This is a genomic window from Pseudomonas sp. SMN5, assembly GCF_052041925.1.
Lineage (GTDB): Bacteria > Pseudomonadota > Gammaproteobacteria > Pseudomonadales > Pseudomonadaceae > Aquipseudomonas.
In genome coordinates, this window is the sequence record NZ_JBKGGX010000006.1 from 218382 (window position 1) to 231537 (window position 13156).

Below are 13156 nucleotides of genomic sequence, written 5' to 3' on the forward strand. Positions count from 1 at the left end.
TTCGTGTTAGCGACTGAGTTTTCTACGTCGGTTGACAGGTTGACAGCATACCCAAGGTTGACCGGGTTCAACCGTTCGCTATCAACAACACAATGGCTCACCTTACCGTTGCGGTGACGATCCCTTTTTTCGTCAGGATCCTTTCAATTTCAACGTTGAAATTTCAGTAAGCTGCAATCTCTGTCGCTACCAAGATCCCGCGGGTTTCCTACCCCGTATACTTGTAAATTCCTCAGGGTCCCCAGCGACTTTCGGAGGCCGATGGAGGAGCTATTGCAATCAGGGTCGCTGGAGCCTGCGTAACCAGGTATCCCAGGACTCCACGCGAATCGGCGGTACCATGTCACGTTCGAAGGCGTACCTCTTATCGCTCTCCAAGCGATCATCCACAGTCCTCCCGCCTATGAGGACCGTCCGGATATTGATTTCCTTCTGAGGATCAACCTGAAGCCTACCGTACGGTCCAACAAATGCGCCGTAGACATGCTCCCCCCTCTCCGCCCGCTCTCTAAGAGAATGAACATGATCTCTAAAAGATGAACCGCCCTTGTAGATATGGCTGATTCGATCCCTGATCTGAGCCGCAGCTTGATTTATTTTGTGGTTGAATGCCTTGTAGTGGTCAGCATTTAGCAGGTTGAAATTCGCCCCCTTCACCTCTACTAGAATCACATCCATGCGAGATCGCCCCGTAAAAACAACAAAGTCCACTTGCCCATCACCGACTGGAAACTCTGCAAAGCAAATGTACTCATCATCAGGCTTGGCATAGGCCTCACCGAAAATAGAGAGGTCCCGCTTCAAAAGATGTTGAATCTCTCGCTCTCCCGCTCTGGTGCCAATTAGCTCTTCAATCTCCGCTTTGGAAACCATTGCCTCTGCTATTTCGAGGCGCCGTTTGATGGTCGATTGACTTTGCTGCCAAGGAGAGTCGATGAATGGGTCACGTGAATAGCGCAGTTGATCCGCTCGATAAATGATCCTATGGTTTTGCTCGCTTCGTTCGTCAAGCTCCTCGGGTGCACATCCCAACAGCTCCAATGCTGCCAGTCGACTTATGGGTTTCCACTGCGCTCCTCGTAGAGAGCTCAGACTCACAATTTCAAACCTGTCACCAAGGGGGTCCTTACCTTCATCATGGTCAATGTAAATAGCCGGCCCCAGGACGATGCCCAAATTTTGAAGAGATGGGATTATCCGCTCGACCGCGTTGCTGACTGACATGCCGTCGTTTTTTCGATCCAGCTCGGTAAGCAGTACAACAGTGCCCGCGCCTGTCACGAAAGATCTCACCCGACACAGACCACGGTCTAACCCTCGTCCCCCATCAGGGTAGTTGTGTACGATATCGATAATCTTCATTTAGCTTCCTTTCTAATTTCCAGATAGATGAGAAACGTGCATAAGAGATAGCTACAACCTTGGTGATGAGGATATCTGGCCCTAATGGGAATACGCCACTAACCATCTGCTGGTGCTTTACCAACCGGGAAATACCAAGAAGGGCAGTGGGCCAGAAATATGCTGCCTGTATGCCCACATGTATGCCTAACTTACAAGATCAACCTTAAGCCCTTTATTTACAGCAGCTTACAGATCCAGTTCAAATGACTGTGTACCACCAAGTACTAAAAACGGCTTATCGAACGATAAGCCGTTTTTTTATGCCTCGAAAAAGGTCCCCTCAACAGCCAGGCAGTCGACATACCTGACTGAGCTCTCGCAGATACGATTCGACCTCTTCCCCCAGCCATTCGGCAAACTGCTGCCGCTTGGCCTCGACGCGCTCGCGGTCCGGCAGCACCAGCCAATACGGGTAGGCATAGGGCACCGCATACTTGCTCAGTTGCACCAGTTCACCACGCCCGATCGCGTCGTGCACCAGGCTGCGACGCACCAGCGCGACCCCCTGCTTGAGTCGCACGGCCTCCAGCACCAGATTCGAATCGTTGCTGCACAGCCCCTTGCGCGTAACTTCGGTGTCCAGCCCCGCCGCCTCGCACCAGGGCTGCCAGGAGTCCATGGTGAAAATGATCGGGCTGGCGACAATCTGCGCCGGCGTTTGCGGTAACTGTCCGCCATTGAAGCCCGGGGAAGCGACGACGATCATTTCATCGTGAAACAACAGCTGTTTTTGCACCTGTTCCCAGTCGCCCCGCCCCATACGCACACTGACGTCCACCGCCTCCTGCGCCAGGTTGGTCACGGTGAGACTGGCCTGCAGACGCACCGTGATGTGCGGATAACGTGCCTGGAATCGACCGATGCGCGGCAACAGCCAGGAGAAGCCGAAGGAAGGCATGACCGCCACCACCAGCTCCGAAGCCTTGGGCTGCGCTTTGACCTGGCGAGTCGCATCGGCGATGTTTTTCAACGACTCACGCACCTGCAACGAGTACAACCGACCGTCTTCAGTGATGCGCAAGGTACGCCCTTCGCGCACGAACAGTGTCACACCCAGCATTTCTTCCAGCACCTTGAGCTGCTGGCTGACCGCCGAGTGAGTGACGTGCAGCTCCGTCGCCGCCAGGGTGACGCTGGACAAGCGGCTGACGGCTTCGAAACTGCGCAGACAACTGAGGGGAGGGATCACCGACATGTAAGCCTCGCTAACCATTACTCCAAGAAATTACTGATGTTTTTACAGAAATCAGCCCTTTAATGTAAGCACAGATGTATTTCCAATGGATTTTTCAGAAGGATGACCAGAGTGCGTACGTTAACGGTCTCTTTCAGTGCCGATTCCCGGGGGGCATCCGACGGCGAGCCGGACTGGGTCTACATCTACCTTCGCCCGACCGAGCTGATGTCGTTGCACTTGCGCCAGGACATCATTGCTCACGCCCTGAGCGGCAGTCATTGGGTGAGCTGGGAAGGTCGCGACATATTCCTGGAGCAGAGCCAGACCCTCAGGCTGAGCGCCGGCAAAGCGCTGATCGACGGCACCGGGGTGCTGCAGCTTGCCTTGGCGCCGGCACGGCAGGAAACCATCAGGCGCTTGGGCCAAAGGTGCATCGCACCGCTGTTGCCGAGCCGGGTCCAGCCGCTGCGGATTGAAATCTACTGATGGCCCTGTCTGCCGCAGGGGAGGCAACCGCCGCCCCTGGCCGCGTGGGTTTCGCTGTCACGATCCTGGCGTCCACGTTTTTGATGGGCTCAAGTTTCGTGTCGGGCAAGATATTGCTCGATCAGGGATTCGATCCATTGATGCTGGTGGGCTGGCGGTTCTTCCTGGCCGCGCTGGCAACCCTGCCGCTGGTGCTGATGCAAGGCGGTTCCTGGCGTGCCAACCTGCTTCCGCGCCACTTGGACGCCCGCCAGGTGCTGGTGATGGCCATCATCGGCCTCACCCAGACCACGGCTGTGATGAGCCTGCTGTTCCTGGCAATGCGCACCGTCTCAGCCTCCACCGCCGCGATCCTGCTTTTCACCAACCCCGTGTGGGTCGCGGTGGGTAACCGGCTGTTCTTCGCGCAGCCGCTCAAGGCCAACCGCCTGTCGGGCTTGGTTACAGGCTTGATCGGCGTAGCGCTGGCCATTGGCGCTGACTTTGCAAAAGACCCACAGCCTGGCGCCTGGATTGGCGTCACCCTGGGCTTGGGCGCTGCCGTCAGTTGGGCCACCGCGACGCTGATCATCAAGCGCAACCCGGTGCCGGTCGGGACGTGGACCTTGAGTTTCTGGCAACTGTTCATCGGTGCCCTGGGGGCGCTCGCCTGCGCCCTCGTGGCCGGCGAGCACTGGCCCGACCACCTCTCGATCCAGCAGTGGGGCTGGTTTGCCTGGCTGGCCATACCGGCCTCGACCGGCTCGTTCGGGCTGTGGTTCGTCGCGCTGAAACGAGCGGACGCCACCAGCATCAGCGGCTGGCTGTTCCTGGCGCCGATGTTCGCGGTGCTGCTGTCCTGGGTCGTACTGGATATCCAACTCTCCGTCTGGCAATGCATTGGAGGTCTGTTGGTCGCGGCTTCGATCTGGCTGATGAACCGTTGATCCGCATCCTGCGATGCTTGAGCCGGCAATCATTGAAAAGGAAATGAATGATGGTATCGCAAGCGCTTGAGCCCCTTCTCGACGGCCCCCGCATCTCGACCAACAGCGAACTGTTCGATCGCTTGAAAGAACCGATCCTGCAGTTGGGCTTTGACCGTTATGAGCTGCGCCTCAAGCCAGGCAGGAACGTACCGGAGCGCAACGAGTTGGTCATCGGCGATTACCCACAAGCCTGGCATGAGGCTTACGAACAGGCAGGCTACGTCAGGATCGACCCGGTGATGTTGCACTGCATGCATAACGTCACGCCCATCGTCTGGACCGAGCGGCTGTATAGCTCACCGCAGCAACACAGCCTGCGGGCGCTGGCCGTCGCGCAAGGGCTGGAACATGGCGTCACCTTCGCCCTGCACGGCCCGCAAGGTCAGTTCGGCACATTGGGCCTCAACCTCCAGGCACATGACGCTGATCAGGCGCAAGCGACGATCAGACACCATATGGGTACGCTATCGATACTCAGGGACGCAGCTCTTCAAGCCGCCTTGACCCTGATGGTTCCGCCAGCGCCCGCCACCCAGGTCAAGTTGACCCAGCGTGAAAAGGAAATACTGCGCTGGGGTGCCTTTGGCAAGACCAGTTGGGAGATCTCGAATATCTGCTGCTGTTCGGAAGCCAACGTGGATTATCACTTCAAGAACATCCGACGAAAGTTCAGCGTGACGACACGCAGCGCTGCCGTTGTCCAGGCGCTGTCGATGCAGCTCATTCAGATCTGACGCAGCAAGGCATCCGGACTGGCGCCTGGCGCCAGCTGAAATCGAGTTCCGGCGACCACTCACCGCACAGGGCCATCCGTGAAGGTGACAAATCGGTTGTGAGCACCTCACCGGTGAGTGTCCCAACCCCTCCGGCCAGATTGAAACTGCGCTGGGCAGGCGCGGCATCTCCAGGGCGACATAAGCACCGCGTATCACCCCGTATCCCGCTGCCCCGGTATTTGAGCAGACTCTCGCGCCGGGTCCACAACCACACAAAGTCCGCTTCCCGCGTACTTTCATCGCGACTCTGGAGCCAGCGACGCTCACTCTCACAAAAATATCGACGCACCGCACTGCACCAGAAGACCGGGGCGGCACCGTCCTCGTAATCCAGGCCCAGACGGGACGACCCCAGGGCCAACAGGCCCAGCTGCTGTGCATACGTCACACTGGCGAATAACGGTGGCTGGGTGCAGATGCGCAATTGTCCCGATGCCAGCTGTTCGATCACCACTCGTCGCGGGTCGCACTGCACAAGCCCGGCCACCGTCAGGCGCAGGGCAATGCGTGCGTTGATGTAACGAACTCTCTGACGCTCGCCCAAGGTCGCGGCGTGTCGCCTCTGCTGCTCGTCAAGCAGGGCATGCCAAGCGGCATCCGCCTGCGCATGGACCGGGAAGGCAACCAACTGCAACGCGCTCATGCCGATTGCGCACGCGCATTGTGGCGGACCTGTAACCGGGCGTAGAACAGGGCGTAGGCTCCCGCCAGGCCCAACACCGGGAGCAGGGTCAGCAACGGGTTCGGCGTGCCGATCATCATGTGTACGCTCAATAGCACAGCTGCGTAGATCGACATTGCGCACGCGGCCACTCGCACCGCCACGGCCTGGCGCGGACTGTTGCCGATCCGGCGGCTGATAAATGCCGAGAACGCAAAAGTCGCCGCGAAACTGAGCAACCACTGCGCCAGGGCCGATTGCGCCATGGCCGTCCAGGGCAACTGACGGGCGCAGAATGCCACCCAACCGGCATACAGGGTGGCCGACGCGGTGGAGCTGACAAGCCTCACGACCGAGGGATCAACCCATGAGTTTCTTGAGCGCACGCGCAATCCCCCGCTTGACTCGTATCCCCGCAGCCGACACCTGATATTGAGCGGCGAGCCGGGTAATGTGCTGGCGATGCACGCTGTGCCCGATGGTCGGCCCGAACACATACAGCCACTGGGGCAGGTGCCAGTCGAGACTGCTCAGAAGACGGCCGACGTCGAAATACATCACACGCACGGTTTCCCCGCTGTACGGATGTTTCTTGCTGATCGGCAGGCATTGCGCCCCTAATCGCGTGTAGATCGGCACCAGGATATCGATGGCGTCCAGCACAATGTACCGACTCTGCAAATGCAGGGTAATCCTGCCCAGCTCGCGCAGCAGCGCCAGCATCACGTGGTGCCCGGCGTACTCGGGCAGAATGGCGACCCGGGACATCTCGACAAAGCCCGCCGTCCACAGCCATTGCGGCAAGGGCGTCGACATTTCGATCTCGCAGCGTTCACGATGGCCGCTGTTGACGACTACACGCCCCGCCCCCACACATTTGTTGCCCAGCCGCGCGCTGACCTGAATGGCGAAAGGGTCCCATTCATCCCACAAGACTCGCGGATCCTGCACGTCCTCCAGCCGACCGTAGTGGCGGTTGGCAGCCAGGCGGCACGTCAGCAGGTCGTCCATGGCGCCGGTCCCTTCGATAATCGCGACATGGATCAGGCGACCGATGGCCGGACTCTTGCGGAGCGCCACAGGCAGGCTGTCGAAGGAAAAGTGCCGGCGCTGGCACAGCAGCATCAACGCTGCGGCAGTGCTCGAGGCTTTGTCCAGCATCCGGAAATGACAGAGGAAGCGGCCCTGGTCCTCGTAACGTCCCAGGACCTGCACCCGCACCATGGCCGGGCCACTCCACGGGCAATTGAACTGCAGTTCCAGATCCATGCCCGGCACGATCACTACATCTCGGTCCAGCACCTCGAATACGCCGTTGAGTGGGCTGAGGTAATGCAACTGTACGGTCAGGCGACGATTGAACAGCACAGGGCTTCGCGCCGCAGCCCTGAGTGACGCGTCGGCGCGATCGCGCTCGTTGAGATACGCGGGCCTGGCGCCGCAACTCACCAGCTCCAGACAGAATCGGTCATTGCCAGACCACCGACCCTGCAGGTTCACCGGCACCTGCGGACGATGCAGGCACTGCTCGAAACACAGTGCCACGGTGAAAGGCTCGGGGTTGGTGCCGTAGACGCCGGCCGGCAGTTCAAGTACGCAATGGGCCTCGTCCTGGACCGCCAACATGGCCGGCACATTGTGCCCTTCAAATCGCGCGTGCACCGGCATACGGTGGCACTGTCCCTGCGCAACCCCTCGAATCAATGGCGATAATGCGGCTCCAAGCTCATTGCCCGGCAGCACAGACACGGCATTAGCTGACATAGCATCGTCCTGATGGCTTTAAGAAGCACAGGCCGCCGTGGGCAGCCTGTGTGCGATCGTGACTCAGTGACTCAGTGACCGGGCAAAGGATTGCAGGAGGTTGTAGCCCTGATCCCAGTACCCCAACTGCGACTTCCCATTGATGTGGCCCAGCTCGCCCAGGTTGGTGCAGCCGCAACCCAGCTGGCGGGCGCTGCGTTGAACGTAATCAAGGTCCCCGTAGGGATCGTTCTGGCTGGTGATCACCGTGACCGGAAAGTCGACGCTCAGCTGGTCAGCCGGTCGGAAGCCGCGGGCCTGCTCCGGGAACTGCTGACCATTGGGGTCCGGCACCGCGACCAGGAACGCCCCGCGCACCCGATCCGATCGATGTCGCGCCGCCCACTCCAGCAGCAACAGGCACCCCAGGCTATGGGCGACCACGACCACCGGGCGCTGCTGGCCGGACAACAGCGCCTGCAAATCCGCGACCCACTCCTCGCAGTCCGGGTTATCCCAGTCACGGTGCTCCAGCCACAATGAATCGGGATGCTCGGTCTCCCAATGCCGCTGCCAGTGGTTGTCGCCGGAGTTGCCGACGCCCGCCAGGAACAGCCAGCTGAACCCCTCGTCAAACTTCATATTCGACACCTACCCCATCGAAACGCAGGCGATCCTGCACCAGCACTCGTTGCCCATGTTTGTCGAATCCATCGAGCAAACCGGCCTCCATCAACCGGATCACGAACTGCGAGGAGTTCACCTCCCCCACTTCGTTGAGGCGCACCATCAACTCCTTGTAGCCGAATTGCTGTTCGTTGAGGTCCTTGAACAGCTGCACCAGGGCTTCGCTCACGGTGTACTTGGTCATGTCCTTGCCGGCCCCGTTGGACAGGATCCGCTTGAGACTCAGCTTGAAGCTCAGCGGCTCGATCTTGAAGTAATCGGCAGTCTCGACCCGGTCGCCCAGCCAGCTGAAGCTGACGATGCGGTTCAGTTGCTTGGTCAGGTCGGAGATCCAGCGCACGCGAGCCGGGTTCAGCTCGGCATCCATGAACTCGTCGGTCAATTCATTACGCTGGTGCCGGCCGATGGCGATCATGGTGGAGGCGCGGTCCTTGAAGTCGCCGATCTGCGGGCGGTTCTGCTTTTCCCCGTTGACCAATTGCTCGAACCATTCCTTGCGCTTCAAACGTTCGTCGGCCGACTCGCTGATCCGACGCTTGGTCCAGAACTCGGATTCCGGCTCAGTGAACGAGGCAAATGTGTAGAAGGACGCCAGAAACTCGTGGTACTGGTTGTAGGTCTCGCTGTAGCTGCGGTTGTACCAGGCGTGCACCTTCTCGTTCTGCTCCGGGTGCTGCATCAGGTAGTCAATGCTGCTGGCGGCGCTGACCGCCGACTGCGAGGCCAGGTGCACACCTTGGGAGAACAATGGGTCGGTGAAGCAGGCCGAATCGCCACACAGGAAAAAGCGGTTACGGGAAAAGTATTTGGTTTCGTAGGACCAATCGCGCACCAGCTTCACATCCTCGCAACGTTCCACACCGTTGAGGATCGACAAGGCTCGCTCGCTCTTGGCCAGGGTCTTGTCATAGAAAGCATTGAGTCCCATGGCCTTGATATCGGCCAGCTTGCTCTGGTCGACAATGGTGCCCACGCTGTAGACACCGTCCTTGAGCGGGATCATCCAGATCCAGCCATCCTCGAAGGTAATCGAAAACGTGGTGCCATTGAGGTCGTTCTTGAACGGATCCGGGGTCTTGAAGTACGACCACAAGGCCACGCTTTTGTAGAATTCGTCGTACTCACGCAGATCCAGCTTGCGCACCAGCGGGCTGTTGCTGCCCGAGGCGTCGATCAGGTAGTCGGCCGTGAATTCGCTGGTCTCGTCCTTGTGCCGTACCATCACGCTGACTTTGTCGGCTTGCTCGGTATCCACATCGATGACGGCGGCCTCCTCGAACACGCGCACGCCGCGCTCACGGCAGGTGTCGAGCAGCATCTGGTCAAAGTCCGAGCGCAAAACCTGAATGGCGTGGTCGAACACCCAGTCCTCGGTCTTGGGCGTGGTGAAGGAGAAGGTCCACGGCGCTTCGGTCTTGCCCCACAGAAAGGTGGCCGAGGGCTTGAGCACGTAGCCGGCCTGCGCAATCTTGTCGCTCAACCCGAGGCGGTGCAGGATCGACAATGTCCCAGGCAAGAAGGACTCGCCTACGCGATAACGCGGGAACTTCTCTTTTTCGAACACCGTCACCTGGTGTCCAAGTTTTTGCAAGGTCAACGCTGCAATGCTGCCAGCTGGACCACCGCCCATGATAATGACGTGTGCAGACTTGTTCATGCGGGTACTACTCCTTTAGACCAGTTGAAGGATTTTCTGGCGGGCCGTGGATGTGCAGTGCGAATGCGCCGGGATGCACTCGCTGAGGGTGCAACCGGCCTGGATCGTTACATCGTCTTCAATCACCGTCTGGGGCGTGACCACGGTACTGAGCCCGATGAAGCAGCGATTACCGAGGGTCACGCTGTTACCGGCATTGAAATGCGGTGACAGGAAGTTGTTGTCGCCCAACTGTGAGTGGTGGCCCACGCTGCAGTGGTAATTGATCATGTTCCAGGAGCCGATCCGGGTGTTGACACCGATATGGCAGTCGGCGGCGATGACATTGCCGCGGCTGGCGCGCAGGTCCAACCGGTGACGGACGCTGGGGTGAATGAAATTGGGCGCCAACAAGCGGTCATCGCTGAAGTACGTGTCGATCAACTGCTGGCGCAGGGCAACATCGGCCACGCCCAGAACGTAGCGATAACGCGGGTCCAGGCCCTGGGCGGGCCATGGCGCGGCGGGAGCAGCATCGCCCCCGGCCTCATCCGGCACGATCAGGTGACGCACCACTGCCGACGGCTCGATATCTTGCAGGTAGGTCGCCAGTTCCAGGGCGAAACGCCCAGCGCCTAGGATTACGATATCGCTCATGAAAGCACCGCCCGGGTTTTCTTGAACCGATTGGAAAAGGCGATTTCGTCGACCTTGTTGACTTTGACGGGCAATTTGTAGGCCTCCAGACAACTGCCCAGGTGCTCCAGCACATGCTGTTTGAGGGCTTTCTTGCTCTCCACGCCGGTGGCCATGACATCCATGTGTACAGCCTGGCCGGTGATCGCATTCGGCACGCCGTACACCACACAATCGTCGATCAGCGAGCTGCGCAGCATCACGTCTTCGATTTCGGTGGGAAGCACCTTGAGCCCTCCGACGTTGATCAGCTCCTTTTGCCGTCCCTGGATCCGCAGATAACCCTCTTCGTTCTGCTCCACCAGGTCACCGGTACGGAACCAGCCATCTTCGGTGACGTTATCGGTGTCCTGGTTCAGATAGCCGACAAACTGGCTGCGGGTCTTGAGCTGCAACTCGCCATCGATAATGCGGTACTGAGTGTTCGCATCGGCCAGCTTGAAAAAGGTGCTGCCCGAGGACTGGCTGACCGTGGCGCTGATGCCCGTTTCACTGGTGCCGAAGGTCTGCAGCATCTTGGCCTTGGGAAACGCCTGCTGGACCCGTTTGAGCAGGCTTTGCTGCATGCTCTCGGTGCCATAGGTGATCAGCCGTACCGAGGACAGATCATGCTGCTCGTGATGTCGCCCCATCAGGATCAGGTTGAGAAAGGTAGGGCTGACGGGCAGTACCTTCACCCCATGCCGGGCGACCAACGCACAGATCGATTCGGGGGCCCGATCGATCGGCATCACCGCGCAACCGCCCACCACCAGTGTGTTGAGCAAGGAGTTCAAGCCGCCGATGTGGTCGAACAACAGGAACATCAGGATCGAAAGAGGCTTCTTGCGCTCCTTGCCCAGCTTGGTGTCGATCAGGTCATCCAGGTCATGCAGGATCGCCTTGGGCGCGCCGGTACTGCCGCTGCTCAGCAACACCAGGCCCGCGCGGCCCCTCTCCCGCAACGCGTTGTAGTATTCAGGGCTTTCGTCGACGACCGGTTGCGCCAGCGGGTGATGCACCCAGCCATCGTCGACGATCTCGATCCGATGCTGACACCGCGCGGCACCTTGTAGGGTTTGCAGGGCACGCTCACTGAGATCGACCAGCGGCGCCACAATATTGCGGTTCAGGTACAAGGCCAGCAGCGCAGCGACGGCAGAGACGCTGTAGTCACCATTGAGGATGACCGCATCCCCCGGTTTGACGCCATGGTCGATCAGCCAGGCCAGGCACTGCTGCACCCTGGCATGCAGATCGTTGTAAGTGCACTGCTGCTCGCCGTGCAACAGCGCCTCGCGCTGCCCCGGTTCGGCCAGCGTTGCCAGTAAGGCATCACGACTCATTGCACACCTCCCAGGCTGAGGGTTTCACCCGTCACAAAAGCCGATTGGCTGGAGACAAGAAACTTCAATGGGCCGATCAAGTCGGCAAACACACAGGGCCTGGCTATCGTCTGGCGCTCGATCATCTTTTGTCTGATCTCTTGAGGAAGTGTGCGGGTCAAAGAGCTTCGGTACAGCGGTAACACCAGGTTATTGATGCGAATGCCAAAAACCGAAAGTTCCTTGCTCAACGTTCGGGTCAGCTGTTCGACGGCGGCTTTGCTGGCGGCATATATCGATTGGCCTGGAATGGCCCAATGGGTCGCCACGGTAGATATATTCACAATGACCCCGGGGTGCTCGTTCTTCTGCATTAACTTGACGGCTTCGCGGGTAACATTCATCAAGCCGAATACGTTACTTGCAAATAAACCCTGGACCGTCTCGGCAGGCGTCAATTGAAAAGGAGCCATATTCGCTTCACCGGCGTTATTGATGAGCACATCCAGTTGCGCATGATTCAAGCGAATATGCTTGATCATTTTCCTGACTGCACTGGCGTCATTCAAATCCAGGCAAAAGTGCGTGTAGCGCTCATGCTCAATCGAACCTGCACCGCGACTGCAACCGATGACTACGTGGCCCTGTTCAAGAAAATACAACGCCGCTTCTTTACCGACGCCTTTGCGGGTGCCCGTCAACAATATAATCATATCAATGCAACTTATATCCGATGAGTAACGGCAGGCTGTACAACGGTTTTATCGATGCACTTGCCGAACTGCCCGAAGCAGGTTTTACCAATGACGGGACTTCGCGCTTGATCAATCGCACACCGCTCAGGGGATACCCTGCCAGTTCCGCCGCATTACTCACCAGGCACTGAACACGCATTTGCAGGCACAAGGACAATCGCCAACTGTCGAGACTGCGTGCAAACAACTGCGGGTTGCCGATGAACAGCACCCGACCGATCGGCTCGAACCAGCGCCGGGTCATGCGCTTGACAATCAGGTAGCAGGACTCGCCTGTCAGCGTATCGACGATCATCAAATGCCGGCACTCAAGCCCGGCGTGGTCCCGAAAGACCACACTTTCCTGCTCATTCAGCCAGCCCACGACCCGATGGACATCGGTTTCCAGGCGATAGCGCCGACGCATCTTCAGCGGATTGGGTACGGGATACATCAGCAACAGCTCGGTTTCCAGGTCGATAAACCCGAACTTCTTGCTGATCTCATACACGTCGGGCGTGGGCGTATAGTTGAGCAGCGTGACTTTGCGCATCGACAGTACCGGCAACAGGAGTTTCAGGCTTTCCTTGCGGTACTCGGCCTGCACGTACCAACTGTGCAGTTCGCAGAAGCGCTGCTGCCCGTTACAGGGCTGGGTGGTAAACAGCAAACCGAGAAAACCCACCACCACGTCGTCATCGAGCATCACATAGCCGAAGTAATCCTCCCCCCCGGACCAGATATCGGCAAACATGCGCTTGCGCACGTTTACGCCTATCCAGTTGGAGTTCAAGGTGGACTCGCGCAACAGCTTGCACACCGGATACATGTCACTGCTGAGTGCTTTACGAACCGTCACGTTCACGTCAATGCTCCCTGCGTGG

14 protein-coding genes are annotated in these 13156 nt (G+C 58.8%); 3 read left to right on the forward strand and 11 right to left on the reverse strand.

What is annotated here, in order from left to right; all coding sequences use genetic code 11:
• Positions 1-279: 279 nt before the first annotated feature.
• Both ACLEJR_RS08645 and ACLEJR_RS08650 read right to left on the reverse strand, forming a co-directional pair.
• Complete coding sequence (locus tag ACLEJR_RS08645; protein ID WP_440813302.1) at positions 280-1362, reverse strand: Shedu immune nuclease family protein; 1083 nt, start codon at positions 1360-1362, stop codon at positions 280-282.
• A gap of 322 nt (positions 1363-1684) precedes the next feature.
• Entirely contained in the window at positions 1685-2599 is a 915-nt protein-coding gene (locus ACLEJR_RS08650) for a LysR substrate-binding domain-containing protein (protein ID WP_440813305.1), read from the reverse strand.
• 111 nt (positions 2600-2710) lie between these two features.
• Between ACLEJR_RS08650 and ACLEJR_RS08655 the strand changes: the two genes are divergently transcribed.
• Genes ACLEJR_RS08655 through ACLEJR_RS08665 form a run of 3 tightly spaced genes read left to right on the forward strand, consistent with a single transcriptional unit; the run spans position 2711 to position 4769 of the window.
• Positions 2711-3067 (forward strand): hypothetical protein, encoded by a 357-nt coding sequence (locus ACLEJR_RS08655; RefSeq protein ID WP_440813308.1) that lies wholly within the window; start codon positions 2711-2713, stop codon positions 3065-3067.
• Positions 3067-3993, forward strand: coding sequence for a DMT family transporter (locus ACLEJR_RS08660; RefSeq protein ID WP_440813311.1), 927 nt, complete (start codon positions 3067-3069; stop codon positions 3991-3993). The genes ACLEJR_RS08655 and ACLEJR_RS08660 overlap by 1 nt, the downstream gene beginning before the upstream one ends.
• 47 nt (positions 3994-4040) lie before the next feature.
• The gene (locus ACLEJR_RS08665) at positions 4041-4769 is read left to right on the forward strand and encodes a helix-turn-helix transcriptional regulator (protein WP_440813313.1); all 729 of its coding nucleotides are present in this window, start codon (positions 4041-4043) and stop codon (positions 4767-4769) included.
• On the opposite strand, the gene ACLEJR_RS08670 is transcribed toward ACLEJR_RS08665, so the two are convergent.
• From ACLEJR_RS08670 to ACLEJR_RS08710, 9 genes are all read right to left on the reverse strand, one after another.
• Positions 4756-5454, reverse strand: a complete 699-nt coding sequence (locus ACLEJR_RS08670; RefSeq protein ID WP_440813315.1) for a 4'-phosphopantetheinyl transferase family protein — start codon at positions 5452-5454, stop codon at positions 4756-4758. The two genes, ACLEJR_RS08665 and ACLEJR_RS08670, sit on opposite strands and share 14 nt — an antisense overlap.
• Entirely contained in the window at positions 5451-5822 is a 372-nt protein-coding gene (locus ACLEJR_RS08675) for a hypothetical protein (RefSeq protein ID WP_440791581.1), read from the reverse strand. Before ACLEJR_RS08675 ends, ACLEJR_RS08670 begins: the two co-directional genes overlap by 4 nt.
• A 10-nt stretch (positions 5823-5832) precedes the next feature.
• Positions 5833-7098, reverse strand: coding sequence for a hypothetical protein (locus tag ACLEJR_RS08680; RefSeq protein ID WP_440813318.1), 1266 nt, complete (start codon positions 7096-7098; stop codon positions 5833-5835).
• 201 nt (positions 7099-7299) lie between these two features.
• Positions 7300-7857 (reverse strand): RBBP9/YdeN family alpha/beta hydrolase, encoded by a 558-nt coding sequence (locus ACLEJR_RS08685; protein ID WP_440791585.1) that lies wholly within the window; start codon positions 7855-7857, stop codon positions 7300-7302.
• A complete protein-coding gene (gene cmlS / locus ACLEJR_RS08690; RefSeq protein ID WP_440791587.1) occupies positions 7847-9559 on the reverse strand; it encodes a chloramphenicol-biosynthetic FADH2-dependent halogenase CmlS in 1713 nt (570 codons plus the stop codon). Before cmlS ends, ACLEJR_RS08685 begins: the two co-directional genes overlap by 11 nt.
• 15 nt (positions 9560-9574) lie before the next feature.
• Positions 9575-10195: a hypothetical protein gene (locus ACLEJR_RS08695; RefSeq protein WP_440791589.1), complete on the reverse strand. Its 621-nt coding sequence runs from the start codon at positions 10193-10195 to the stop codon at positions 9575-9577.
• Entirely contained in the window at positions 10192-11559 is a 1368-nt protein-coding gene (locus ACLEJR_RS08700) for a long-chain fatty acid--CoA ligase (RefSeq protein ID WP_440813321.1), read from the reverse strand. Before ACLEJR_RS08700 ends, ACLEJR_RS08695 begins: the two co-directional genes overlap by 4 nt.
• On the reverse strand, positions 11556-12251 hold the full coding sequence (locus ACLEJR_RS08705) for an SDR family NAD(P)-dependent oxidoreductase (RefSeq protein ID WP_440791592.1): 696 nt from the start codon (positions 12249-12251) through the stop codon (positions 11556-11558). The genes ACLEJR_RS08700 and ACLEJR_RS08705 overlap by 4 nt, the downstream gene beginning before the upstream one ends.
• Before the next feature lies 1 nt (position 12252).
• Positions 12253-13137 (reverse strand): hypothetical protein, encoded by an 885-nt coding sequence (locus ACLEJR_RS08710; protein WP_440791594.1) that lies wholly within the window; start codon positions 13135-13137, stop codon positions 12253-12255.
• Positions 13138-13156 lie beyond the last annotated feature (19 nt).

Excerpts from the sequence above, each read along its gene's own strand:
- ACLEJR_RS08645 (WP_440813302.1), bottom strand. The coding sequence starts at position 1,362 with ATGAAGATTATCGATATCGTACACAACTACCCTGATGGGGGACGAGGG.
- ACLEJR_RS08650 (WP_440813305.1), bottom strand. The coding sequence starts at position 2,599 with ATGTCGGTGATCCCTCCCCTCAGTTGTCTGCGCAGTTTCGAAGCCGTC.
- ACLEJR_RS08660 (WP_440813311.1), top strand. The coding sequence starts at position 3,067 with ATGGCCCTGTCTGCCGCAGGGGAGGCAACCGCCGCCCCTGGCCGCGTG.
- ACLEJR_RS08665 (WP_440813313.1), top strand. The coding sequence starts at position 4,041 with ATGATGGTATCGCAAGCGCTTGAGCCCCTTCTCGACGGCCCCCGCATC.
- ACLEJR_RS08670 (WP_440813315.1), bottom strand. The coding sequence starts at position 5,454 with ATGAGCGCGTTGCAGTTGGTTGCCTTCCCGGTCCATGCGCAGGCGGAT.
- ACLEJR_RS08680 (WP_440813318.1), bottom strand. The coding sequence starts at position 7,098 with ATGTTGGCGGTCCAGGACGAGGCCCATTGCGTACTTGAACTGCCGGCC.
- ACLEJR_RS08685 (WP_440791585.1), bottom strand. The coding sequence starts at position 7,857 with ATGAAGTTTGACGAGGGGTTCAGCTGGCTGTTCCTGGCGGGCGTCGGC.
- cmlS (WP_440791587.1), bottom strand. The coding sequence starts at position 9,559 with ATGAACAAGTCTGCACACGTCATTATCATGGGCGGTGGTCCAGCTGGC.
- ACLEJR_RS08695 (WP_440791589.1), bottom strand. The coding sequence starts at position 10,195 with ATGAGCGATATCGTAATCCTAGGCGCTGGGCGTTTCGCCCTGGAACTG.
- ACLEJR_RS08700 (WP_440813321.1), bottom strand. The coding sequence starts at position 11,559 with ATGAGTCGTGATGCCTTACTGGCAACGCTGGCCGAACCGGGGCAGCGC.
- ACLEJR_RS08705 (WP_440791592.1), bottom strand. The coding sequence starts at position 12,251 with ATGATTATATTGTTGACGGGCACCCGCAAAGGCGTCGGTAAAGAAGCG.